The 25,231-nt window shown below is 40.7% G+C and carries 22 protein-coding genes and 1 riboswitch; of the genes, 13 read left to right on the top strand and 9 right to left on the bottom strand.

Annotation, left to right across the window (positions count from 1 at the left end; translation table 11 throughout):
• Window positions 1–184 precede the first annotated feature (184 nt).
• Window positions 185–595, top strand: a complete 411-nt coding sequence (locus JSQ81_RS02940) for a hypothetical protein (protein ID WP_249336618.1) — start codon at window positions 185–187, stop codon at window positions 593–595.
• Between the two features lie 227 nt (window positions 596–822).
• Here JSQ81_RS02940 and JSQ81_RS02935 read toward each other — a convergent pair whose 3' ends face one another.
• The 3 genes from JSQ81_RS02935 to JSQ81_RS02925 form a co-directional block, all read right to left on the bottom strand.
• Window positions 823–1,590 (bottom strand): DUF6710 family protein, encoded by a 768-nt coding sequence (locus JSQ81_RS02935; protein WP_212606249.1) that lies wholly within the window; start codon window positions 1,588–1,590, stop codon window positions 823–825.
• A gap of 620 nt (window positions 1,591–2,210) precedes the next feature.
• A complete protein-coding gene (locus JSQ81_RS02930; RefSeq protein ID WP_212606248.1) occupies window positions 2,211–3,068 on the bottom strand; it encodes a polysaccharide deacetylase family protein in 858 nt (285 codons plus the stop codon).
• A 171-nt stretch (window positions 3,069–3,239) separates the two neighbouring features.
• On the bottom strand, window positions 3,240–3,791 hold the full coding sequence (locus JSQ81_RS02925; protein ID WP_212606247.1) for a biotin transporter BioY: 552 nt from the start codon (window positions 3,789–3,791) through the stop codon (window positions 3,240–3,242).
• Between the two features lie 366 nt (window positions 3,792–4,157).
• Between JSQ81_RS02925 and JSQ81_RS02920 the strand changes: the two genes are divergently transcribed.
• The 11 genes from JSQ81_RS02920 to JSQ81_RS02870 all read left to right on the top strand — a co-directional run bounded on the left by JSQ81_RS02920 (window position 4,158) and on the right by JSQ81_RS02870 (window position 17,802).
• Window positions 4,158–4,913, top strand: coding sequence for an SDR family NAD(P)-dependent oxidoreductase (locus JSQ81_RS02920; RefSeq protein WP_212606246.1), 756 nt, complete (start codon window positions 4,158–4,160; stop codon window positions 4,911–4,913).
• 386 nt (window positions 4,914–5,299) lie between these two features.
• Window positions 5,300–6,082: a substrate-binding domain-containing protein gene (locus JSQ81_RS02915; RefSeq protein WP_249336617.1), complete on the top strand. Its 783-nt coding sequence runs from the start codon at window positions 5,300–5,302 to the stop codon at window positions 6,080–6,082.
• Window positions 6,083–6,296: 214 nt separating this feature from the next.
• Complete coding sequence (locus JSQ81_RS02910) at window positions 6,297–6,437, top strand: hypothetical protein (protein WP_212606245.1); 141 nt, start codon at window positions 6,297–6,299, stop codon at window positions 6,435–6,437.
• 414 nt (window positions 6,438–6,851) lie between these two features.
• Complete coding sequence (gene eutB, locus JSQ81_RS02905) at window positions 6,852–7,859, top strand: hydroxyectoine utilization dehydratase EutB (RefSeq protein ID WP_212606244.1); 1,008 nt, start codon at window positions 6,852–6,854, stop codon at window positions 7,857–7,859.
• Window positions 7,860–7,934: 75 nt separating this feature from the next.
• Window positions 7,935–9,596: a PucR family transcriptional regulator gene (locus JSQ81_RS02900; RefSeq protein ID WP_212606243.1), complete on the top strand. Its 1,662-nt coding sequence runs from the start codon at window positions 7,935–7,937 to the stop codon at window positions 9,594–9,596.
• 207 nt (window positions 9,597–9,803) lie between these two features.
• Window positions 9,804–10,994: a M24 family metallopeptidase gene (locus tag JSQ81_RS02895; RefSeq protein WP_212606242.1), complete on the top strand. Its 1,191-nt coding sequence runs from the start codon at window positions 9,804–9,806 to the stop codon at window positions 10,992–10,994.
• A 19-nt stretch (window positions 10,995–11,013) separates the two neighbouring features.
• Window positions 11,014–12,021, top strand: a complete 1,008-nt coding sequence (locus tag JSQ81_RS02890; RefSeq protein WP_212606241.1) for a cyclodeaminase — start codon at window positions 11,014–11,016, stop codon at window positions 12,019–12,021.
• A gap of 28 nt (window positions 12,022–12,049) precedes the next feature.
• Window positions 12,050–13,261: a M20 metallopeptidase family protein gene (locus JSQ81_RS02885; protein WP_249336616.1), complete on the top strand. Its 1,212-nt coding sequence runs from the start codon at window positions 12,050–12,052 to the stop codon at window positions 13,259–13,261.
• Between the two features lie 28 nt (window positions 13,262–13,289).
• Window positions 13,290–14,744: an aldehyde dehydrogenase family protein gene (locus JSQ81_RS02880; protein WP_212606240.1), complete on the top strand. Its 1,455-nt coding sequence runs from the start codon at window positions 13,290–13,292 to the stop codon at window positions 14,742–14,744.
• Between the two features lie 63 nt (window positions 14,745–14,807).
• Window positions 14,808–16,481: a BCCT family transporter gene (locus JSQ81_RS02875; protein ID WP_212606239.1), complete on the top strand. Its 1,674-nt coding sequence runs from the start codon at window positions 14,808–14,810 to the stop codon at window positions 16,479–16,481.
• Window positions 16,462–17,802 (top strand): aminotransferase family protein, encoded by a 1,341-nt coding sequence (locus JSQ81_RS02870; protein ID WP_212606238.1) that lies wholly within the window; start codon window positions 16,462–16,464, stop codon window positions 17,800–17,802. The genes JSQ81_RS02875 and JSQ81_RS02870 overlap by 20 nt, the downstream gene beginning before the upstream one ends.
• Before the next feature lie 101 nt (window positions 17,803–17,903).
• Here JSQ81_RS02870 and JSQ81_RS02865 read toward each other — a convergent pair whose 3' ends face one another.
• From JSQ81_RS02865 to JSQ81_RS02845, 5 genes are read right to left on the bottom strand one after another with little or no spacing between them, the layout of a single operon-like run.
• The gene (locus JSQ81_RS02865) at window positions 17,904–18,557 is read right to left on the bottom strand and encodes a methionine ABC transporter permease (RefSeq protein ID WP_212606237.1); all 654 of its coding nucleotides are present in this window, start codon (window positions 18,555–18,557) and stop codon (window positions 17,904–17,906) included.
• Window positions 18,547–19,548: a methionine ABC transporter ATP-binding protein gene (locus JSQ81_RS02860; protein WP_212606236.1), complete on the bottom strand. Its 1,002-nt coding sequence runs from the start codon at window positions 19,546–19,548 to the stop codon at window positions 18,547–18,549. The genes JSQ81_RS02865 and JSQ81_RS02860 overlap by 11 nt, the downstream gene beginning before the upstream one ends.
• A gap of 11 nt (window positions 19,549–19,559) precedes the next feature.
• Window positions 19,560–20,375: a MetQ/NlpA family ABC transporter substrate-binding protein gene (locus JSQ81_RS02855; protein WP_212606235.1), complete on the bottom strand. Its 816-nt coding sequence runs from the start codon at window positions 20,373–20,375 to the stop codon at window positions 19,560–19,562.
• 28 nt (window positions 20,376–20,403) lie between these two features.
• Window positions 20,404–21,780: an LLM class flavin-dependent oxidoreductase gene (locus tag JSQ81_RS02850; protein ID WP_212606234.1), complete on the bottom strand. Its 1,377-nt coding sequence runs from the start codon at window positions 21,778–21,780 to the stop codon at window positions 20,404–20,406.
• Between the two features lie 34 nt (window positions 21,781–21,814).
• Complete coding sequence (locus tag JSQ81_RS02845; protein ID WP_212606233.1) at window positions 21,815–22,102, bottom strand: hypothetical protein; 288 nt, start codon at window positions 22,100–22,102, stop codon at window positions 21,815–21,817.
• A gap of 86 nt (window positions 22,103–22,188) precedes the next feature.
• Window positions 22,189–22,300: riboswitch (SAM riboswitch) on the bottom strand.
• A 555-nt stretch (window positions 22,301–22,855) separates the two neighbouring features.
• On the opposite strand from JSQ81_RS02845, the gene JSQ81_RS02840 reads away from it, so the two are divergent.
• On the top strand, window positions 22,856–24,310 hold the full coding sequence (locus tag JSQ81_RS02840; protein ID WP_212606232.1) for an aldehyde dehydrogenase family protein: 1,455 nt from the start codon (window positions 22,856–22,858) through the stop codon (window positions 24,308–24,310).
• Window positions 24,311–24,380: 70 nt separating this feature from the next.
• Here the strand turns inward: JSQ81_RS02840 and JSQ81_RS02835 are convergent, their stop codons facing one another.
• Entirely contained in the window at window positions 24,381–25,043 is a 663-nt protein-coding gene (locus tag JSQ81_RS02835; protein ID WP_212606231.1) for an endonuclease V, read from the bottom strand.
• Between the last annotated feature and the right edge of the window lie 188 nt (window positions 25,044–25,231).

Raw genomic sequence — 25,231 nt, 5'->3', positions numbered from 1 at the left:
AGTATTGTTTAAAATCCTCAATTGGGATGTGAGTATTAAGGGATTTAATCAAGTGAACACCGTCAGGAGGTATTAATTTGTATGATCCAACAATCTTTGAAAATTTAAGAATAGCGTTTGAAAACCATATTTATGATTTAGACAATTTAGATAAAAAATAACGATCATCAATCGGGTGGATCGTATGGACTTTGCCATTCTTTCCCGGGAATTTGCAATTCAATTTTCGCTCGTCAATCAACCGGAAGTTACGGCAGAAATTGTACTACAAGCATCTGTCAAAGAGTTGGCAGGTGAAATATTAGAGGTGCTCGGAGAAAATCTAGGTAGCAAGCTGGCCGTGCGATTTGCCAAAACTGTTCAAAACGCCGCTAACGAGTGCCTGCGAATTGAGCAAGCCCTAAACGCCATTTGGGAAACGGACATTCACCTAACCCAAACACTAAGTTTCGTACATGGACAACATGCGTCTGGTTATCAAAACATCATAGACATGAGATTCAAATCTAAAATAAACGAAAAGCATATGGCGGATATTGAAGAATTGCTAGCTCATGTTTTGGAATCGTTAGAAGTGCTGGAAGAGATTTTATAAAAAAGAGAAGATAGAATCGTGAAGATTGTAGACGTAGCTAAAGAAGTGAATGTGTCTGCTTTTGCGATTTAACATTGGATAAAGGAAGGGTTAATAAATCCCAAACGCCACAAAGAGAGTGGACCGTATATATCGCCCATCTGATAAGGTGATTGCAATCCGAATTGTTCAAAAAGTCATTACTTCGTTGAAAACCACAGCATTAATTCACTTATATAGTCTCGTTTTTAATAACTAATTGAATTCTCAGCCATTATACGACCTATTTCAAAAATAGCCGCAAACTCAGCATACATGACCGGAGAGATAATACTGCCATCTTCTTTACGATAATAATTAACACCATCACAATACACATAATCATACACACCACTAATGTCATAAACAGACTTGGGAATAATTTCTCCTTTGCCCTGAATTATACCGGCTGATATTGAATGATTTCCTCCATAAACCCATGCTATTCCCATTGGCAACCATAATTCTACATGGTGATTATTGTAGTCTTGACGCCACTGCCCCAATTTTCTACCTTGCCCAATCTGAGCAATACAAGTAGTCAATCTTGATTTTTTCCACGACCAGGGCAATACTAGATCCCGATTTAATGAAATTACATATTCAGTTTTTAGTTCTCTTATTACATCCTGAAAAATAGTACCCTCTTTAGTAATCATGGATAATGGATTGAAAAGTACTTCTTCTGGAAGCAACTTGGGTATTTGTGCTTCATCTCTTTGATATAAAAGATTAGTTAAATATTGAGATTGAAGTTGCCTGCCGACTAATCTAACAACATCAATTAAGGGATGTTCAGTCTCTTCGTTTGAACCGTCTTCACTCATTTTCAATTCCTTTACTTCGTCCAAAACAGATAATGAAAATCTCATAATACTATCGAAGTTGTTTTTAATTTCTATATTGGTGAGTGATATATACACTTCATCTGATCGCTGCTTGATGGCTTTAGAAAGTTTTCTCCTCAATATGATCAAATTACCAGCTCCTTCATATGTACAATAAACATATGAAGTTAACTGACTGGGAATTCCGCAATCATTTTCTAAAGTTACACATTAAATCGGCCTTGTTTCTGTAATTTCTCCCAGTTTTTAAAGTGTAATAGCATAGATATGACAATCAAATCAAAAATAAACGAGAAACACATGGCGTATATTGCAGATTTGCTGGATCATATATTGAAATCGATAGAAGTTTTGGAGGAGATTTTCTAATCTACTTCGGAGTAATTTTAACAATTATAAAGTTCATACTTATTGTACAAAATTGATTGATATTCAGTAAGAACTGTCTTCAACAATCCGGCCATTTAATCGGTAAGCCAGTCACGAAAATATTCGTTAAACGGCTGAGGTTTCAAAGATGGAACAATCCTTTTTCTTAGAATGGACTCAATTTCTATAGCAGCAATTTCACCGTCAACCAATAACCAACCAATAGGTGGTTATATTTACGGTTTTGTATGTTGGTATGTGCCATTATAAAACTTCCCCACATTGTTGGTCTAGTAACTTCAATGATACACGAAACTTTATAATGGCTATTTATTGTCTAATTTTAGGCGGCTAAGTTGATTGTACAACTAGCCAGTTTTTTATTTCGTCTCAGGTATTCCAATTAGTTCCGGTAACGTGACAAACTTGGTTCCATCTTCCTTCAGTTTTGAAATGATTCTATCCAGTCCTTCTACTGTTCCAGATAAATCCATCGACCAATCGCCACCATCATGCATTAATATAATAGATCCAAAACCAACATTGCTAAGAACATTATCTGCTACCATGTCAGCGCCAGGTAGTTTCCAGTCAACGGAATCAACATCCCATCCAATAACTGTATGATTCATTTCACCCAACGTCTTTACTATCTCTTCGTTTAAAGCACCATATGGAGAGCGAAAAAGACGCGGTTTAAAACCAATTATATCCTCGATAACCTGTTCCGTTTCTGTCAATTCCCATCTTAACCTTTCTAAACTCTCTTTCGGTAAATTTGGATGCCAATATGTGTGGTTTCCAATAGCATGCCCCTCATCATGAATTCGTTTCGTGATATCTCGATGCGCTTTTGCTCTCGCGCCAATCAGGAAAAAGGTTGCTTTCACATCATGTTTTGCTAAAACGTCAAGCACCTGGGGAGTAAACCGGATATCTGGTCCATCATCAAAAGTCAGTGCTACTTGATTTTTCGTTGGATTCCCGTGCAAAACGAGAATGTTTGGATATTCCTTTTGCAACTTGTCGTTTGAAACGGGATGCGGTTCACGAACGTCTCTTTCTGAACCTCCTTCAAGCTGGGGCTGATCATCTCTAATATCGCCTTCTTGATTGTATTTTATATGATCAGATGAAGGGGGTGATGAGTTATTATCCATTTGTTTTGTATTCTGACAAGCGATAAGGAAAATGCAAAGCAACGAAATGCTAAGTAATTTAGCTATGCCTTTATTCAATTTATAACCTCCATGCTTATAGATTAATTTTTAGGATATGTCATTAATTTTAATTTATCCTGATTCTGTAATAGAAAGAGAAAAAGAAGGAGGACAAATAAAAAAACAGACAGCGAAATTTCAGCTATCTGTTTCTGATACTATTCATGACGCAAAGTATTTTTTTGTCTTTCAAGCATATAAAAAACTTGCAGATTTCAACCGATTTCTAACTGTGATTCCAATCCATGCAGCGAGCGCGGCTTTAATAACACCTACAAAAATGAAAGGGACAAACCCGCCCATAAATGCACCTGTCCATGAAAGATCAGCGACAAACTTTAACCAAATTGTTCCGAAAGTCAATGCAACAAACATACCAATGATATTTGCGATAACTGCATTGGCAACAGTGAAACTTGTCTTCTCAAGATAATAACCGATAATAAAGGCAGTTGGAATAAATCCGAATAAAAATCCACCAGTTGGTCCAAATAAGCTACCTAACCCGCCAGACATTTGTGCGAAAACTGGAATACCTACTGCACCGAGACCTAAATAAACGAATACGGATATTGTTCCGTACCTAGCACCTAAAATCGTTGCGGCAAGTCCAATCGCTAATGTTTGACCTGTAATAGGAACGAGTGGTAACGGAATTGTTACTTGCGCCAGGACGCCAATAATTGCTGCAAATAATGCTGTAACAATCATCATTCGCAACTTTAAATTTGATTCTGTCATGTGAAAAACTTCCCCCTTCAAGAGTTAACCTTTTTATTGATAAGGTTAACTCATATCATATCGAATATAAATAAAGCCTGTCAACCACCTTTTTGAAAATAACCGACCTGCGGTAATGACATTTGAATAGATTAGTATTGGAAGTATTTCTCACAAAGCATACATTGTAATTCCTAGTTATTTAAGAGACCTACTTTATCACTTATAGTTGGCATTAGCCCAAATTGATATGTAATGTGAGGTTAGCTACAATTATAAATATAAATGTTTCAGTTAGAATTAAGTACTTAAAAGGAACTCGGTCTTTTATGTAAAAGATTATTCTATTTGACCAGTAATTGTGGATATAATCTTAGGAGGGATATTATGTTATTACAAGAGAAAGTCGCCTTAATTACAGGCGCTGGGTCAGGACTAGGTAGAGCACAAGCAATTGAATACGTAAAAGAAGGTGCAAAGGTCATCGTTAATGATCTAAATGAGGTGGGTTTAGCTGAAACAGAAAAACTAATCAAAGATCTTAATGGAACTGTACTTGGTATTGTTGCTGACATTTCTAAAAAAGAAGACATTCAAATGATGATTAAAAAGGCGCTTGAAACATTTGGTACAGTCGATATTTGCGTGAATAACGCAGCTGTTTTGGCGGATTTCAAAGCATCTCTTGATATTACTGAAGAAGAATGGGACCTAATCATGAATGTAAACGTTAAAGCAGTCTATTTACTTACAAATGAGATTTTGCCTCATATGTTGAAAAAAGGGAAGGGTACATTCATTAATATTGCTTCAATTGGAGGAACAATTGCTGGTGTAGGGGACGCAGCATATATTACTTCTAAGCATGCCGTTGTTGGATATACGAAACAACTAGCTTTCAATTATGCTAAAGACGGAATTCGCGCCGTTGCACTTTGTCCAGGACTAATCGATACGCCAATGGTCCAGTATGCAATTCAACAAGGTCGTCCTGAAGTTGTTCGACAAATAAACGCTATTCCATCTGAACATATCGGGCGCGCTGAAGAAGTCGCCTATTTTTCGGCATACTTAGCAAGTGAAAAAGCAAAACATATAAACGGTGTTGAAATGAAAATTGATGGTGGACAATCGATTTCATAATTTTAACTAAGTGCTAAATTTAGAAGAAACCTCGCTCGCTATATAAGGGTTTAAACGCCCTTAAAAACGTCCTTTTGGGAAGTATAGGGTAATCTGTATAAGATAAGGACCTCCCATTTAGCGTCATAAACATTGTCAAAACAATGTTTGTGACGCTTTATTGTTTTGTGAGAATACGATTGAATATCAAAACTTTTCACATGAACTTTCCGCATTGAAAATCTTCTTTTTCATTTACTTACATCCTCGGGTTCTTAACTCCTTTTCCTGTCGTTAGAGCTGATGATTAATAATTTGTTCGATTGAATAAATTATCTTTCAAACCGTTTTGACTTTTACGTCGTTTCCTTTAGTAGAAGTAACTATTTGAAAGGTGGTCGAGAGAGTTGAGGAAAATTAAGTTCGTGCTTTTCGTTATTCTGATTTTTGCAGGGGCGATTATGATGACAGGTATGGCAAGTGAAAAGGGCGTAAAGTCGAAAAAGGATAATAATATTGTTTATGTTTATGGTCCGGGTGGTCCTTTTGGTCCGATGGAAGAATTAGCGAAGCGTTTTTCAAAAGGACAAGGCATTCAAGTTCAAGTGGTTGCTGGACCGGAAGGAAAATGGATTGAAAATGCAAAACAGAATGGGGACATTATTTACGGCGGCTCATCATACATGTTACGTAACTTTTCGTTTGCACATCCAAAATTATTAAGCGAAGATTCTTGGGTTGAATTATATTCCCGTCCTGCAGGAATACTAGTGAGAAAGGGAAATCCAAAAAACATTCAAACATTTGCTGATTTAACAAAAGAAAATGTCCGTATTGTCGACGTGAACGGGGCGGGACAACTTGGACTTTGGGAGGATTTAGCGGGTCGTAAGGGACTCATCCCCGATATTCAACAAAATATTGCTGTTTCGGTCAAAACGAGTGCCGAAGCGATAGAACTATGGAAATTAGATTCAACAATCGATGCATGGATCACGTATGAATCTTGGCATTATCGACTTCAAAATGAAACGGACTTAGTAAAGTTTTCGGAAGAAGATAAATTATACAGGGGAACACCAGCAGCTTTGACCTTAAAAGGTCAAAATAAAAAGATGGCTGAAAAGTTTTTAACTTATTTACAAACTGAAGAAGCCCATAAGGTTTTTCAGAAATGGGGATGGAAGTAGAAACTTCTCATAATAACAAAGTGTTGTGAACGAATAACGTTCACAGCACTTTTTTTTTTGCAGAAATTACATTTAAAAAAAAGTTTTGATTTTGAAAATGCTTTAGCCAAGGCTTATATTGTCATTAACTATTGGGGTGCTTTTTATTTCCATGAATAATAATCCGATGACAGGGCAAAGTAACACAAGACTAATTTAGATTGGAGGAAATGGAATGAAGAATAAAAAATATTTTCTTCCGCTTATGTCGGTTATTTTGTCAGCAGGCTTACTTTTCGGATGTAATGGCGTTGACGAAGATGAACCGGATCCGTCAGAAGAGCCGTCAGAACAACAACAAGAGAATAATCAATAAAGTACAAAGCACTACTTGGAACCGTTTTAGTCGGTCTTGACTCGTTTCTAAGCATTTTAAATGCTTCCACGAATCCCTCGTGGGGTGCATAAAGGTTAATGACTAAATAGAAAAGCGCATGAACATTGATAATATAATGTTCATGCGCTTTTTGTTTTTAAAGAAGTCGATAGATGGTTAAACCGTTATCAGGAAAATGACCAATTGCGATAACATAACTACAACGTATCGACCAAAACTAGAAATTTGGACACCACAGAAGCACTTTTAATGATTGTCTAATCGTCTGGATCGTTAACTTTACCTTTTATTAAGAAGAAAACTTTACAAATTAGTGTGAAGTGTGAGAAGGTTTGATTAATAACGGGGTGAATCTATTAGTCACATAATTAAAATAACTAATGAGGTGATTCTATGGATGCAAAGTTAGAAGAGAAGCTGAGCATAACGAATACTCAGCTGATTTGGAAAGCGAGAAATAATATTCAAAATATTATTGTGGAAACGCCTCTCATCTCCTCGCCGGTATTATCCGATAGAATGGGGGCAGAGGTTTATTTGAAGTTAGAAAATCTACAGGATATCGGTGCATTTAAGGTCAGAGGAGCGGCCAATAAAATAATCAGTTTGACTGAGGAAAAAAAGCAGTGTGGGGTGGCTACATTTTCCACTGGAAATCATGGATTGGCTGTTGCGTATGTGGCGCGAAAGCTCGGCATCAAGGCGACTGTTTGTATATCCAGCCGGGTCCCGCTAGCGAAAGTGGATGCCATCCGGAGGGCAGGAGCGGATATTGTAATTATTGGAGAAAGTCAGGATGATGCTGAAAAGTATTGTTATGAACTACAGGAAAAGCATGGTATGACTGTTATTAAACCATTCGACGATTTAGAAGTGATTGCTGGACAAGGTACAATTGGTCTTGAATTATTGGAAGCGCTCCCAGACCTAGATGCTGTTATTGTACCGCTTTCTGGAGGAGGATTGATAGCAGGCGTGGCAATTGCATTGAAATCAGTGAATCCTATGATTCAAGTAATCGGCGTATCAATGGAAGGGGCTTCTGTCATGAATGAGAGTATTCAAGCAGGAAAGCCGGTTGTTTTACAGGAACAGGACACTCTCGCAGACAGTCTGCTTGGCGGGATAGGATTGAATAATGAATATACGTTTGACATTGTCAAAAACTATGTTGATGATATCATTCTAGTTTCAGAGGATGAGATTGCACAAGGAATGACTTTCATGGTTGAACATCACAGGATGGTTGTTGAAGGGGCGGCCGCCGTAGGAATCGCTGCCATCATTCAAGGGAAAATACAAGGACGTTATAAAAAAGTTGGAACAATCATCACGGGGAATAATATAGACTTCTCAGTAATTCTTGAAATTCTTCAGAACTATAAAAGGGAAGAGTGGTGACATCGACGCTCAAATCTGGCGGAGATTTCTATAAGAAGACATGTAATTGCACTCACAGGGGAGGGGCTGACTAGGATGCATTTATCAGTCAAGGAAATTTTAGAATCTCGTCTATTAAAGACAACCAAACTAAAAACAAGCGAAGGAACTATTGATGGAAAAGTGGTTGAATGGGTCTCGGTTATAGAAAGTCCTGTTGAAAACTTTGTTAGGGAAAATGAATTCGTCCTTACGACAGGGATCGGTTGTCACGAAAAGACAGAAGAGTTTTTGAGTTTTGTTAAAGATGTATACGACTCAGGTGCTTCGGCCCTCGCGATTGCAACAGGCAGATATATTTTTGAAATACCGGAGGAGATTATCCATTTTGCCGAAGATAGAAAGTTTGCCATAATTGAGTTCCCTTGGGAAATCCGATTCGCGGATATTGTCCATGAAATAATGACTAAAATGAATGATTTAAATCAAAATAATAGGAAGCGTTCTGAGGATGTACAGCAACACCTTATCCAAAAGATTCTTGAAGGGAAAACGTTGGAGCATATCACGAAATATGTTGAGCTAGAATTGAATCAATCTGTTTTGATTTGTAATGAGAAGGGTGAAGCTATCGCAGGTAGCGCGAATCCAAGAGACGTACTTACTTTGTGGAATCAGCTGAAGAAAAATATGTCCATACATGAATCGCATCATCCCATGCAGTCCGAGATAGGAAAGATAGAAAACGGGGATATGCAGCTTCTTCATCTGAATATCCAATCCGACACAGGTCATAAAGGAGACTTTTTCATTTTATCTGAAACGGGCAGCAGTCTAAATGAACAGGAAGTGACGATTGCAGAGCAGGCTGTAGTTGCTGCCGCCTTATGGTTTTCACGTAACAGCGCGGTGATAAAAGCCGAAAGCCGGATGCAAAATGAATTTTTACTGAACTTAGCGAAAGGGGAAAGAATGTCTGAAGAACATGTGGCGTCACACGCTGAATTTTTCAGATACAATCTTAATCTTCCTTATATATGTATCGTCGGTTTTCCGGAAAATCTGAATGACCTCATTAATCATGATGCGAATCTCTCCCAGTCAAGAAAAGCAAGTTTGGAAAGAATGAGCATCTATATCAAAGAAGGCATGTTATACGCTGCTGAAAATCTCCAACGCCAACTTCTTTTTGCATACGAAAATGACGAAGTGATCGTTTTTTTGGAGACACCGAACAGTGTAGCATCGGATACCGTCAATCAGTTCTTGGATTTAGTGGAAAGAAGGTTTAGTCACTTGCTTCCCGGCGTCACTTTTTCCTGGGGAATCGGAAAGGAAAAAGACGGAATCTGGAATTATACATCTAGTTTTCAAAAAGCGAAAGCCGCTTTGGAAATGGGCAGAAGTCAAAGAGGCATAGGAAAGCGCATTGATTTTGATGAAACCCAAATTAATCGGCTGTTATTGAATTTAGCCATCAATGAAGAAGTCCAAGATATCACGATGTCAACAGTATCGCCTTTGGTAGAATACGATGAAAAAAGAGATATGGATTTGATTCAGACATTCATAACTTATAAAAACAATAACTTGAATGTGAGCCAAACAGCCCGTGAACTGAATCTCCATCGTCAATCTCTTTTATATCGTTTACGAAAAATAGAATCGTTGACGATGTTATCACTCGTAGATCCAGATGATTTGTTTTTATTGAATTTCAGTATTAAAGTTTGGACGACAGGAGTTATTAAAAAATGAACAAAAAGTCACTTTCATATAGCGAGAATCGATGGAATCGGGAATAATTTATATCCGATTCCATCTTTTTGTGCTTTTTCTGAAAACTGTATGAACAATAAATTTAAAATTCATACAATAATGCGGATGATTTTTTAACTATTTGGAATATATAATGAGAATCAATCATAAGAAAATATCTTTTGAAGTTGAATAGGAGGAACTAAGATGATGCCATTTAGTTTAAATGAGTACAAGGATCGGTTGGGACGGACTAAGGCCAGTATGATGGAACAAGGAATTGAAGTGTTGCTTATTACGAACCCGGCAAACATGAACTATTTGTCAGGCTATGATGGTTGGTCCTTTTATGTCGATCAAATGTTAATTGTCATCATCGACGAGGATCAGCCGATTTGGATTGGAAGAAAAATGGATGCTAAAGCGGCTGAAGTAACGACATGGTTATACACAGATAACATTATTCCGTATCCAGAAGATCATGTTCATTCCAATTATAAACATCCGATGGATTTCATCGCCAAAATCTTAACGCAGATTGGTCAGTCAAAACGGAGGATTGGCGTAGAAATGGGCTCCTATTATTTTTCAGCTTTAGCTTATGAAAAACTGAAGGTGAATTTACCGAATGCGCAACTTTCTGACGCCACGCTTCTCGTGAATTATGTTCGGATTATAAAATCTGAAATGGAAATCAAATATATCAAAAGAGCGGCTAAAATTGCGGAAATTGGCATGAGTACTGCCGTCGCATCCATTCAGGAAGGTGTCCGAGAATGTGATGTGGCGGCAAATATATATTGCGATTTAATCAGTGGAACACAAGAATATGGAGGGGATTATCCGTCAATCGTACCCCTGTTACCGGCAGGGAAAAATACTTCAACACCGCATTTGACTTGGACTGATCGAAAATATGTGAACAATGAAATGGTCATTATTGAATTGGCTGGCTGTCATCAGCGTTACCATTCCCCGTTAGCAAGGACTGTTTCTATAGGGGCACCGACTGCGCAAGCGTTGGATACCTCGAAAATTTTAGTAGAAGGTGTAAATGCTGCTCTGGATGCGGTTAAGCCTGGCGCTACTTGCGAGGATATAGAAAGTGCTTGGAATGCAGTCATTTCAAAACATGGAATCAGTAAAGAATCCAGAATTGGTTATTCCGTGGGATTGAATTATCCACCAGATTGGGGCGAGCATACAGCGAGTATCCGAAAAGGCGATTTTACAATATTACAACCGAACATGACATTTCATCTCATTCCGGGTCTTTGGTTTGAAGATTATGGGATTGAAATTAGTGAATCGTTCAGAGTAACAGAAAATGGTTGCGAAGTATTGGCAAGTTTTAATCGGGAATTGATTATAAAAGATCCATTACAAATCGTCATTTAGTACAAGGGGGTGAAGCTACTTGATTATCTTTACTGAAGAAGAAATCCGTTCATCGGTGAAGTTCGGACCTGAAGTAGTTGCGGTTGTAGAAGACGCTTTCACGCAACTGGCGACGAAGAAAGTCATTATGCCGCCAATTATGCGGGTGGATGTAGAAGAGAATAACGGGGAAGTCGATGTCAAGACGGCCTATATCACTGGGAAAGATGTCTTTGCTTTGAAGGTTTCCTCCGGATTTTTCAATAATCCACAGCTAGGTTTACCGAGTGCCAATGGATTCATGGCATTAATCAGCACGATAACGGGTCAACCTGAAGCCTTTTTACTGGATAACGGGTATCTGACTGAAATACGAACTGCAGCAGCAGGGGCAGTAGCGGCCAAGTATTTGGCGAAAGAACAAGTGACGACAGTCGGAGTGATTGGAACCGGGGCACAAGCGAGATATCAAATGAAAGCGCTTAAAACTGTCCGTGATTTCAAAGAAATCCTCGTTTATGGACGTTCTGAACAAAATGTGAAAGATTTTCAAAAAGAAATGGAATCAGCATTAAATGTGAAGGTTATTGCAACCAATAATCCTGAACAAATTGTAAGAGACAGCGAAATTGTCGTCACAACCACACCTGCGAAAGAGCCAATCATAAAGGCGGAATGGCTGCATCCAGGCCTTCATATCACTGCCATGGGTTCCGATGCTGAAACCAAACAAGAACTTGAAGCGGATGTGTTAAAGAATGCGGATCGTTATGTATGCGATGTGCAATCGCAGTGCGCCACTCTTGGAGAGCTTCATCACGCGGTTAAGCAAGGAATCTTTTATGAAACCGATCAGGTGATTGAACTTGGGGAAATCACTGCGGGTAAAGTTCCAGGGAGACTACATGATGAAGAAGTGACGGTCTGTGATTTGACGGGTACCGGAATACAGGATACAGCTATTGCCATTTTCGCATTTGAATTATTAAAGAAGATGGGTACGAGCGGATTGTTTGTAGATAACCAAAAGGAGCTCAGTTTTTTATAACATCAAACCTGGTCGAGGAGGATTTTATATGCCGATGCAAACCGAGAGCCCGGCTGCTGCAGTTGAAAGTTTGGAACAGCAGATGATTGAATGGCGCAGACACATTCACAAATTTCCTGAACTCAGTTTCCATGAACATGGAACAGCACGCTTTGTTGCTGAAACGTTAAGGGCGATTGAAGGGGTTACTGTTCAAACTGATGTTGGCAAAACAGGCGTCGTGGCAACAATTTCAAATGGCGAAGGACCGACAGTCGCGATTCGTGCAGATATGGATGCGCTGCCGATTGATGAGAAAACCGATCACAGCTTTCAATCGAAGCATCCGGGCATCATGCATGCTTGCGGCCATGATGCCCATACGGCCATTTTGCTCGGTGCTGCCAAGATACTTGCTAAAAAGTCAGCATCTGGTTTTTTTCAAGGGACAGTAAAACTGATATTTCAGCCCGCGGAAGAATGCACCGATGCGGAAGGATTGTCTGGCGCACCGAGAATGATCGAGGAAGGTGTATTGGAAGGTGTCGAATCAGTGCTTGCACTTCATGTCTGTCCATGGCATCCGGTAGGCACCATACAAGTGAATGATGGCTATAGCATGGCAAACGTGGATGTTTTTCACGGAAAGATCATGGGGACGGGCGGCCACGGGGGATATCCGCACTTAGGAACAGACCCTATCTGGATGCTCGGTTCAGTATTGCAGGCATTTTACGGAGTCTGTTCCAGAACTATTTCCGCTTTGGACACGGCAGTTGCCAGTATCGGTAAAATCCACACCGGGACGGCGAGTAATGTAATTCCGCAAGAAGTAGCTGTGACTGGGACATTACGAACATATTCAAAAGAAGTAAGAGAGCAACTAAGTACAGAGGTTGAAAAAGCATTTAAATTGGTCGAAGCCCTTGGCGGGTCGTATTCCTTCGAGGTCGAACGTGGAGAGCCCGCATTGAATAACAATCCTGCGGTAAATGACATCATTAAGCAAGCGGCAGTGGAGTTGTATCCGACTATTCAAATAGAGGAAAAGGCATTTGGCCTTGGGGGAGAGGATTTCGGATATATGACACAACATGTCCCAGGCTCGATGTTCTTTCTCGGTTGCGCATTGCCGGATGGTATCCGTCGGGATCTGCACACGAATATATTTGATATCGACGAGCGCTGTATGTTGCTAGGAACAGAAATTCTTGTGGGATCCACTATCAAACTATTAACTGTAAAAAGCGCTACAATATAAGTCTTTTTGGAAGGAAGGTGTACCGACAATGAAAACGAAAATGCATGGAAATCCGATGTTCGTCGCTGGAAAATGGATTGAAAAAGAGGATGTTATTGAAGTTTTGAATCCGCAGGACAATTCATTTATCAGTACTGTCCCTTCGGCATCGAAGGAGGATATGCTGTTGGCGATTGAAGAGGCGAAAGAAGGGGCAAAAATCGCTGCTAAAATGCCCGTCCATCTTAGAATCAGCATCCTCAATAAAGCGGCAGAGCATATTGAAGAAAATCAAGAAAAGTTTGCGGCTACCATTGCGTTGGAAGGCAGCAAGACAATCCGTGAAGCGACGGCTGAAGTGAGGCGCTGTATTCAGACGCTGAAAATAAGTGCCGAAGAGGCGAGACGCATCCACGGTGAGACAATCCCTTTCGATCAGGCTGAAGGAAGTGAAGATCGCATTGGCTATTATTACCGATTTCCGATTGGCATTATTGCAGCGATTACTCCATTTAATGACCCGTTGAATCTGGTGGCACATAAAGTGGGACCGGCGATTGCCTCGGGAAATGCAATCATCGTCAAACCGGCCACGCTTACTCCGCTCAGTGCGCTTCTTTTAGCAGAAGCGTTTGATTACGCGGGGTTGCCACCTAAAGTGCTTTCTGTAATTACAGGTAAAGGCAGTAAAATCGGAGACCTGTTAGTGACACATCCCGCTGTTCGAATGGTCTCGTTTACAGGCGGCTTGGATACTGGGGAAGCGATCGCCCGGAAAGCTGGATTGAAAAAAATCAGTATGGAACTCGGATCGAATTCGCCTGTCATTGTTTTAAGCGATGCGGATATTGAAACGGCTGTGGAATCCACTGTGTCAGGTGCATTTTATGCGGTGGGGCAAAACTGTCTTGGCGTTCAGCGGATTTATATAGAAGAAGAAATCTATGAAAAGTTCAGCACATTATTCATCGATCATGTGAGCAAATATAAAGTCGGAGACAAGATGCTAGAAACGACGGATATGGGCCCAATGATTAATGAAAGGGAAGCAATCCGGGTGGAGCGCTGGGTGGACGAAGCGATAGCCAAAGGGGCAAAGCTATTAATAGGCGGAGAGCGGAATGGGGCATTTTATTCCCCGACGGTGTTAACCGATGTTCCGTCGAATTGTACAATTGCTCAGCAAGAAATTTTCGGCCCCGTCGTTTTACTGTATCCTGTTGCAGACTTTGACTCAGCAATCGAAAAATCAAATGACGTGAACTATGGACTGCAAGCCGGGATTTTTACAAAGGACATCGACAAGGCTTTTGAGGCAATAGGAAGAATGGATGTAGGCGGAATCATGATAAATGACAGTAGTGATTATCGGATTGATGGGATGCCGTTCGGAGGCGTGAAAGGTTCCGGGATAGGGAGAGAAGGGGTTAAGTTTACGATACAGGAAATGACGGAACCGAGAGTTGTCAGTTTTAAGTTAGCGCATAAGCGGTTGTTTAGTTAGCATAAACAATCAATACCAGCTTCCGCTATTTTAGTTCCCAGAAACTAAAAAAGGAGTAATTATATGAAACCTAAAATTAGGGCAAAACATATGAACAACATTTTTTGGACATCGGCGGTAATCATCACATTACTGGTCATATGGGGGACGGTGGATTCTGCTGGTATGTCTCGTTGGGCAGATGCAGCATATAACTTTACATCGGACGCATTCGGATGGTTCTATTTACTCTCAGTCTTGGTCATAGTCTTATTCTGCGCGGGGCTTGCCATAAGTAAATATGGTCGGATCAAATTGGGCAGGGACGATGAAAAGCCGAAATACTCCTATTTTGCTTGGATCGGCATGTTGTTTAGTACGGGTTTTGGAGCAGGTCTTGTATTTTGGGGGATTGCCGAGCCGATGAGTCATTTCACCAATACGCCAACGGGTACGGAAGGATTGAGCACACAAGCTGCAAGGCTGGCTATGCAATATTCCTTTTTTAACTGGGGTGTGCACCAATGGTCAGTGTTCACGATTGTCGGATTGACTTTGGCCTATTTCCAATTCCGAAAAAATGAAAGAGGAATAATCAGCAACACGTTGAACCCAGTCATCGGAAAAAGTGGTAAGAAGTTACTGAGAAACACAATCAATATTTTGGCGGTAATTGCTACGGTTTTGGGTGTCGCGACTTCCGTCGGGATGGGAATATTACAAATTAACGGCGGGTTGAATTATGTGTTCAACGTTCCACAAAATACGATTTTCTTATTGGTCATTACTGGAGGCCTACTACTGTTATATTTGACCTCCGCGTTGACAGGACTGGATAAAGGGATAAAATTCCTTAGCATCTTGAATTTAAGTCTTGCAATAGGATTGATAATAGTTGTCTTGTTTTTAGGTCCTACGAAATTCATATTAGAAGTATTCGCATTGGGCATAGGTGATTACATGCAGAATTTCTTCGGCATGAGTCTTGGTCTTTCACCTTACGATGGCAATACATGGTCGAAGGGTTGGACAGTTAACTATTGGGCATGGGTGATTGCTTGGTCGCCTTTCGTCGGCGCATTCATTGCCCGGATTTCAAGAGGAAGGACCATTCGCGAATTCGTTTTTGGAGTATTAATCGTTCCGCCGTTCATTGCCACTGTATGGATAGCCGTGTTTGGGGGGACGGCACTTTATATGGATTTGTTTCAAAACACGAATATTGCGGGAGCGGTGCAAAATGATGTGACTAGTGCGCTTTTTGCAACCTTTGAAAATTTCCCTATGAGTACAGTGCTATCCGTCGTCTTTATTTTGTTAATCATCACGTTCCTTGTGACATCGGCTGACTCAGCCACTTTCGTGTTGGGGATCATGACGACGAATGGAGATCCGAATCCAAGCAATCTTGTAAAATCGATTTGGGGCGTACTCATGTCCGCTATTGTTGCTGTCCTAATCATTAGTAGCGGGCTGCAAGGTCTACAAACTGCTTCTCTGGTAGCCGCACTTCCGCTCACCGTCATTTTACTTTTAATGGGCTTCTCCTTGCTGAAGACAATAAGGCAAGACGAAACAGTTACCGTAGAAGTGGAACAAGAAGCCGAGGTCAGCGAAGAAGTTGTGACTGAGAGTGTGGTGACCTACCAAGCAGCACCGCTAAAAATTAAGTCACATGCGGGTACCAAGGAGATACCAAATAGCAATTTATTATCATTCATAAATGGAGGGAAACAATATGACGATGAAAACGGTTGAAAGTGTACAAAGAAAATATGAGGAATTGGCGGCTCTTGACAAGAAGCATTTTATGCATCCTACGTCCTCATTCAAACAACAACAAGAACGGGGACCCGGTTTTATTTTTACAGAAGGTAAAGGGATTTATTTGAAAGATATTAGAGGGAAACAAGTGATTGACGGACTGTCCTCTTTATGGAACGTCAATATTGGCCATGGCCGGGAAGAGCTCGGTCAAGCGGCGATGGAACAGATGAAGAAACTGGCATTCAGCTCTGCGTTTGCTACAAACAGCCACGAACCTGTTATCAAGTTGGCTGAAAAGGTGGCGCAAATGACCCCCGGAGATTTAACGATGACTTTCTTTACATCAGGAGGGTCAGACGCAAATGATACAGCATTTAAAACCGCCCGTTATTATTGGCAGTTGAAAGGGAAATCCGAGAAAAAGAAAATCATTTCCCGCCAAAAATCGTATCATGGCGTATCCGTGGGCGCTTCAAGTGCAACAGGGCTGCCTGCTTTTAGGGACTTCCCTTCATTAGCGCCGGACTTCTATTACGTGGATTCTACAATCGAATCACTGAAGGAACTGATTGCGCGCGAAGGAGCGGAAACGATTGCGGCTTTCATCTCGGAGCCTGTCCAAGGGTCAGGTGGCGTCAATTTGCCACCGCCTAATTATTTCAAAGAGATCCGGGAAATATGTGATCAAAATGAGATTCTGTTCATTGCAGATGAAGTGATTACGGGTTTTGGCAGGACTGGTAAAAACTTCGGAATGGAGAACTTCGATGCTGTTCCTGACATGATGGTTATCGCTAAAGGAATTTCAAGTGGTTATGCGCCTCTTGGTGGCATGGTCATTTCGGAAAAACTTAAAAATGAGCTCATTGAATTAACAGATGGCGTTTATATGCACGGTTACACATATAGCGGTCATCCCATGTGCTGTGCAGTAGCATTGAAGAACTTGGAAATTATCGAAGAAGAAAACTTGATAGAAAACGTTCTGAACATGGGGGCGGAATTGCAAAAAGGTTTCAAATGGTTGGAACAGCGTCATGAGGAAATCGGCAATATCAGGGGGATCGGATTGCTCGGAGCGGTTGAAATTCTGAAAGACAAAGAAACAAATACCCGTTTCTCTGAGCCAGTTTCATTAAAAGTGGTAGATGAAGCGTTGAAACATGGTCTGTTGGGAAGAGCTATTATTTATGAAGGACAGGATACGCTAGCCTTTGCTCCGCCGTTTTGTATTAATAAGCAAGAAGTGGAGACGATTATTTCAATTATTGATAAATCGCTGACAGAGGTTAAAATGGCAGGACTAAAATAAACCACTGGGACGTATATAAGAGAAGGTTGCAGAAGTTCAAAAATTCAAAAGCGCTACACATGCTGTATTGTCAGCGTGTGTAGCGCTTTTAAGTTTTTGAATTACCTTTTATCAGCCGCATGTGCCGCACGGTCACCAATAAATTGAATGAGCTGAACAAGGAAGATTAAGAAGACGACGGTGATGACCATCACTTCGTTTTGGTAGCGGTAATAACCGAAACGGATGGCCAAGTCTCCGATGCCGCCCCCGCCAATCATACCTGCCATCGCCGAATAGCTTAACAAACTAATAATCGTTACTGTCAAACCCGAGATGAGTCCTGATTTCGATTCAGGCAATAACACTTTTCGAATGATAAGCCATGGGGATGCGCCGCAAGATTCAGCTGCTTCAATGACGCCTTTGTCAATTTCTCGTAAAGAGTTTTCCACCAGTCGTGCGTAAAATGGAATGCCCGCTACCGTTAGCGATAAGCTAGCCGCAGTAGGTCCCATTGAGGTGCCAAGAATGAATGTCGTCAATGGGAGTAGCACGACAAGTAAGATGACGAATGGAATGGAACGAATAATATTAATAATCGTTCCAGATACGCTTTGTAGAATTTGATTTTCCCAAAACATTCCTTCACTCGTGACAAACAGTCCAATTCCAAGCGGGATTCCGATCAGTACTGCAAAAGTGACTGATATTGTTAACATCCAAGCAGTTTCCCAAAACGCAATTCCGAATTCATTTAGTAAGTTAAGAGACATCGGCAAGCACCTCCAAATTGTTTGTTCGAATCGTAATATACTCGATTGCGCGTTCGATTTCGTATTGTTCGCCTTTAATTTCAACAATAAGAATACCTAACGGACGATCTTGTATGTAGCTAATTTGGCCATGCAAAATATTTACGATGACTTTGAAACGATTGATCGTTTCTGAGATGATACTGTCTTCTGCAGAGTCACCGCGGAACGTAATTTGAACAATGGATCCTGTTCTTGCCTCTAGTAAACGTTCCGGCAATGTTAACGAATGAACGGTTTGAACAAATTGCTTGGACAACGGAGTTTGAGGAGCAGCAAACAATTCGTACGCTTCATTCACCTCAATCACTTTGCCATCTTCCATCACTGCAACCCGGTGGCAAATTTGTTGTACAACTTCCATTTCATGTGTAATGAGGACGATGGTAATCCCTAGATTTTCATTTATTTCTTTCAATAATTTCAAAATAGATGCTGTCGTATTTGGATCGAGTGCGGAAGTTGCTTCATCGCAAAGTAGGACGGTTGGATCGTTTGCAAGCGCGCGGGCAATTCCGACGCGCTGTTTCTGGCCACCTGATAGTTGAGCTGGATAATAATCCGCACGATCAGCAAGGCCGACCATTTCAAGTAATTCCGGAACGCGTCGCTGAATTTCAACCTTCGTTTTTCCAGCCGCCAACATTGAAAAAGCAATATTATCATACACTTTCGCAGAGCTGATTAAGTGAAAGTGTTGAAAAATCATGCCAATTTTCAAACGCTCTTTTCGCACTTCTGTTTTTGATAAAGCAGTCAAATCTTTTTTATTGATGAGCACTTGACCTTCCGTCGGTTTTTCAAGCAAATTTAAACATCTGAGTAATGTACTTTTTCCAGCACCGCTGTAACCGATAATGCCGAAAATTTCACCTTTCGGAATGGTGAGATTGACATTATCAACGGCCGTGACTTCTTTATAGGTTTTCGTGACATTCACAAGTTCAATCACAGAAGCACCTCCTATTCATTCTGATAATCGGGTTTTGTAAATCCGGCATTATTTTCGTTTGTATATTTTAAAAATGCTTCAGAGTGGTATGCTTTCTTGATCGCCTCCGCGAACGGTTTATCCAAGCTGTCTTTGTGATAGGCAATGTTATTCATAAATTCAGGCGGCGTATCCTCTAGTTGAACAGCGTCTTCTAAGTTTAACCCCGATGCGATTGCGAAATTTCCGTTAATGAATGCAAAGTCGGTATCGCCTAGTGACCTTGGAAGTTGTGCGCCGTCCATTGCAATAATTTCTAAGTTGTATATATTATCAACGATGTCTTTTTCAGAAGCTCGAGTTTGATCGATTTCACCTGCAAGTGTAATCCATCCGAAACGCTCCAGCATTTGAAGGGCTCTCGCCATGCTAACTGGGTCGTTTGACAACGTTAACTTCATTCCTTCTTTCACGTCAGAAACATCTTTATACTTTTCCGAATAAAGACCAATCGGCGCGGTAGGGACAGCATGACCGATTGCCAAATTCGACTTATGTTCTTTATTGAAAGCCTCTAAATAGACAGACGTTTGAAAAACGTTCGCGTCGATGCTACCTTCTTCTAATGCGCGGTTTGGCTGGATGTAATCATTGAATTCTACAAGTTTTACTTTGAAACCGTCTTTTTCCAGTAATGGAATAATGCTTTCTTTCAGTTGATCTGCATATGGTCCCGACGTTGCCCCAATTTTCAACTCTTTTTTATCCCCGCTCGCCTCGCTGGAAGAGCATGCAGCAAGGACGAGCAAAGTAAACAACGTTAGCAAACCGAATATGAATTTTCTCATTTTATCTTCCACCTTTATTCATAATTATTTAGACAGTGACGTGTGAAAATCTTTTTCCGGGGTGATTTACCGGTAATCGATCGGTTCCAAACAAATTTCCGCGCATGGTCGTTTCTTGTACATCATCTTTTTTGCGAATTAATCCACGTTCTTGTAGAACAGGCGTGACCAATTCTGCAAAATCTTTAAAGGACCCTGGTTTAATTGCATAAGTGATATTGAATCCGTCAACGTCGGCCTCGTTCACCCAGCGTTCCATTTCATCTGCAATTTTTTCAGGAGTGCCGACAACAACTGGACCGATACCGCCGATACCCACAAACTCTGCAATTTCTCGAATGTTCCATTTTTTGTTGGGATCCACTTTTGTGAAAATCTCAACGCGTGAGCGCATTGAATCATTTTCAACAAATTGCAAGTCTTCATCTAGGTCATATTCAGATAAATCGATTCCAGTCCATCCGCTAAATAAGCTCATCGCGCCTTCAATGCTAATATGTTGTTTGTAATCCTCATATTTTGCATCTGCTTCTTCTTGCGTTCGGCCAACAATCGGCGTGAAAAGACTATACACTTTGATGTCTTCGCCTTTTCTTCCAAACTCTTCTGCCTGACCGCGTATTTTATCGACAAACTTTCGTGCAATATCAGTTGTTGGCATGGAGACATAGATACCTTCCGCGTGTTCAGCCGCAAATGCACTGCCTCTTGGCGATAAACCAGCTTGGAAAATGACTGGTGTTCGTTGTGGAGATGGTTCGCATAAATGTGCTCCCGGAACAGAGAAATACTTTCCTTTATGTTGAATGTCGTGTACTTTGTCCGGATCAACATACATCTTTCTTTTTGTGTCTCGAACAACAGCATCTTCATCCCAGCTTTGTTCCCATAATTTATAACAAACATCTAAATATTCTTCAGCGATTGAATATCGTTCATCGTGTGCAATTTGTTCGTCAAGTCCCATATTTAATGCAGCACTTTTCAAATAAGAAGTTACGACATTCCAGCCAACTCGGCCTTTCGTTAAATGATCCAATGTCGACATGCGACGAGAAAAAGTATATGGATGTTCATGTGTGACGGACGCAGTAATGCCGAATGACAAGTTTTTTGTAACTGCAGCCATTGCAGGAACGATTAGCAGTGGATCATTGATAGGGGATTGCACCGCTTGTCTAAGACCCGCGTCTCTTTTCCCTTCATAGACATCATACGGACCCAGTACGTCTGCTAAAAAAACGGAGTCAAACTGCGCTTCTTCTAATAACTTTGCAAACTCAATCCAGTAATTTATATCCGTGTAGCGATGTGCTTCGCTGTCCGGATGGGACCAGAGTCCGGGAGACTGGTTACTTGGACAGTTCATATCAAATGCGTTTAATAAAATTCTTTTTTTAGTCATTGTTAATTCCTCCTAATTTTTTGTTGCGTTTTAACTATGCAAATACTGCATTCTTTTCAATTCCTTGAATTTCCACATAACTTTCCAATGTATTCGTTAATCCAGCTGGGAAGAAGAGTCGCTTTGCCGATTGTTCTTCTGTCAAATTCGCTGTTATGTATTGCAAAAACTTTAGAATATGCACTCTTCGTTCTGTAACATCTATGAACCCACTGCCGTAAAACCATGCGTCGATTGTATTGTAAACACCACGGTTGATGTAGTAAGACTCTTCAATCTTCCGGACGAATGAAAGATCTGGCAAATGAACATCAACAACCATAAAATAACACCTCCTCAGAAAAATTAAAAACCCTCTTCTCGAGATGAGAAGAGGGCGAAATACATAAATTAGCTGTAGTTTCAGCCGTCTCATCTAGAAGAATACGAATGTATTCTACTGAACTTAGCACCATACAATGAAAATTTGCTGGTTGCTGAGGTTTCAAAGGGTCAGTCCCTCCACCTCTCTTGATAAGAAGCATGACTATTCAATTTTTGAAATGTCGATCGAGTAATTAGAGATTAACGTTCGAACGTTAGATTGGATTCTATCTATCCTTTTCGAAAGAGTCAAGGTTTTTTGATGGAATAGTCGGATATGAGTGAAAAGTCGTGGTAGTCTATTTGATTCTAAATTAAGTGACAAAAAACTTCTAAGATATAGCAATAGAGTAGGGGGCATTGCAAATCTCAACGGTGTCTCGGATGAACTATTCATGCCGGGGTTATGGGAGAAATGCACCATGGTTTTGGGATCGTATGATGTTCTTAAAGCGGGAAGGTTGGATGTTTTCCAATGGACAGGAGTTTTTCGACACATTACTTTAATTGATTTCAATAGATTCGGCGGAAATTCTTTCTTCAGTTCAGAGTAGTGTGTTCAAAACGGCAGAAACGACTTCCGCATAATTCGCTTTATATTCCTTATTAAGTTCTTTGAAAAACAGAGCTTTTTTGTACTCTTTCAAATGTTTACCTAACTACTTGAAGGGAAAACTAATTAGGAACATGAAATACGGAAAGGAGTTTTATTTTGGTTAGTTACACTGGTTTAGATTCGCAATTTATCGGAGGAAAATGGAATGACGGCACAGGATCGAGCACAATCGATTTGATAAATCCTTATACGCAGGATAATATCGCATCTTTCAAGTCAGCAAGTGTGGCGGATATTGAAGAAGCATATCAATCAGCGAAAATCACTCAAGAAGAATGGGCCGGGGTTAATGCTTTCGAACGTTCCCGAATTATGAATGAAGCGGCACGTATTATGGAGGAACGCCGAGAGGAATTGGTTCAACTACTCATTGAAGATTCAGGTTCTACGTTTATCAAAGCGAATGTGGAAGTCGATTTCTGTATCGCGATTACGCGACACGCTTCATCGTTTCCTTTTCATGTAGAAGCGACATCACCGCCGTCAATCGTACCGGGCAAGAAAAATAAAGTATTCCGTAAACCTTTAGGAGTTGTCGGAGTCATTGGACCGTTCAACTTTCCAATGTATCTAGCGATGCGTTCTGTTGCACCAGCGCTCGCAGCAGGGAACAGTGTTGTATTAAAACCGGATTCACAGACAGCGATGTCAGGCGGAACGGTTCTTGGTAAAATCTTTGAAGAGGCGGGCGTTCCGGCAGGTGTATTGAATGTCGTCGTCCCGGATATTGGTGAAATCGGTGATGCTTTTGTCGAACATCCGATTCCGCGCATGATTTCTTTCACTGGTTCAACTGGGGTCGGTCGTCATATCGGTGAAATTTGCGGTCGCATGATCAAGAAAGTTGTTCTCGAACTCGGCGGAAACAATCCTTTTGTTGTTCTTGAGGATGCAGACATTGAACGCGCTGTCGATGGTGCTGCGTTCGGTAAGTATATGCATAGCGGCCAAATTTGCATGGCTGTTAATCGGATTATCGTCCACGAGGACATTTATGAAGAGTTTACGCAAAAGTACGTAGAACTATCGAAAAAGATTAAAGTCGGCAACCCTTCAGATACTGATACCTTGATAGGACCGCTCATTAACCAAGATGCGGTGCAGCGTATTCTTGGGGAAGTTGAAAAGGCAAAAGAGGAAGGTGCGGAAATTCTGCTTGAGGGCACAGTCGATGGCAATGTCATGTCACCGTATATTCTAAAGGGGACGAATGAAACGTCCACCGCAAAAAATGAAATGTTCGGACCTGTCGTGACAATTATTCCGGTTTCGAGCGAAGAAGAAGCACTTCGCGTAGCGAACGACACTCAATTCGGTCTCAGCGGATCTGTCCATGCGGGAACTACTGAAAAAGCGATGGCTTTTGCCGGGAAAATGGAAACGGGCATGGTTCACATCAACGACCAAAGTGTGAATGATGAACCGCTCGTCGCATTCGGCGGGGAAAAGAGTTCTGGTGTCGGCCGGTTCGGCGGAGAATGGTCATTAGATGAATTCACGACATTCAAATGGATTTCTGTTCAAGAAGATAAACGCGAGTATCCATTCTAAGAAAACTAATCCCCTTGTATCAATTCATCGATATAGGGGTTTTTTGTGTTTTTTGATCCGAAAACATTACTTATAGTTGTTTCCTCATACGTTTCGTTTCCAAATCCGCTAATCTAACTGGAATGGGTATTCGGCTTTCCTTGTTAATTAAGTTCAGCGTGATTTTAGTAGTTTTTTCTAAATCAATATAATTCCCGCAAGAGATGAAAATGGGCTTCACATCTTTATGACTTCGTAAAACTCTGCCGAAGGTTTCATTTCTTATGATGATATCTTTATAAGAACCTGAAACATTCTCAGGCATTGTGAAATCAACATTGTCTATTTTAAAATAATTTTTCGCAACGCCGAATGTGGGTTTATTGAGAAAGAAAGAAGCATGTGTTGCGATACCCATATGACGTGGATGCAAATAGCCATTGCCATCGAATATAAATAAGTCGGGGTCTATTGATAATTTATTCGCGGCTTGAATAACGAGAGGGAGTTCCCTGAATGCTAAATAGCCGGGAATATAAGGAACGGTGATTTTCCCGATACTGGAGGTTTTTTCAACAACCGCTTTCGTCGCATAATCGATAACGACAATGCTGCAGACGCCCCATTCTGTATCTGCTATTTCCTTATAAGCGACATCAACGCCAGCACAAAATTTAATACTGTGACATCTGTCTTCCAAAGAAGTTTGGTTGGATAGCTCAGTCTGAATGGCTTTGTACTTTTCAATATTCATTTTTGCACCTTCTTCACTGTAATCTTTTCCTTCCTCGACACGGCTTATTCGAAATAATTGCACCGGCGTATTTGGTAAAACATATTACTAGAGAAGGGGCTGCCCATTATTAGAAATTATATATATTAAATTGACTTCTGCCGGGACTCATTATATATTTATTGATGAGATTGAGAATCATTTTCAAT

Source organism: Sporosarcina sp. Marseille-Q4063, from assembly GCF_018309085.1.
In the GTDB taxonomy this organism is placed as follows: Bacteria; Bacillota; Bacilli; order Bacillales_A; family Planococcaceae; genus Sporosarcina.
This window is presented reverse-complemented; position numbering and strand designations above follow the sequence as displayed.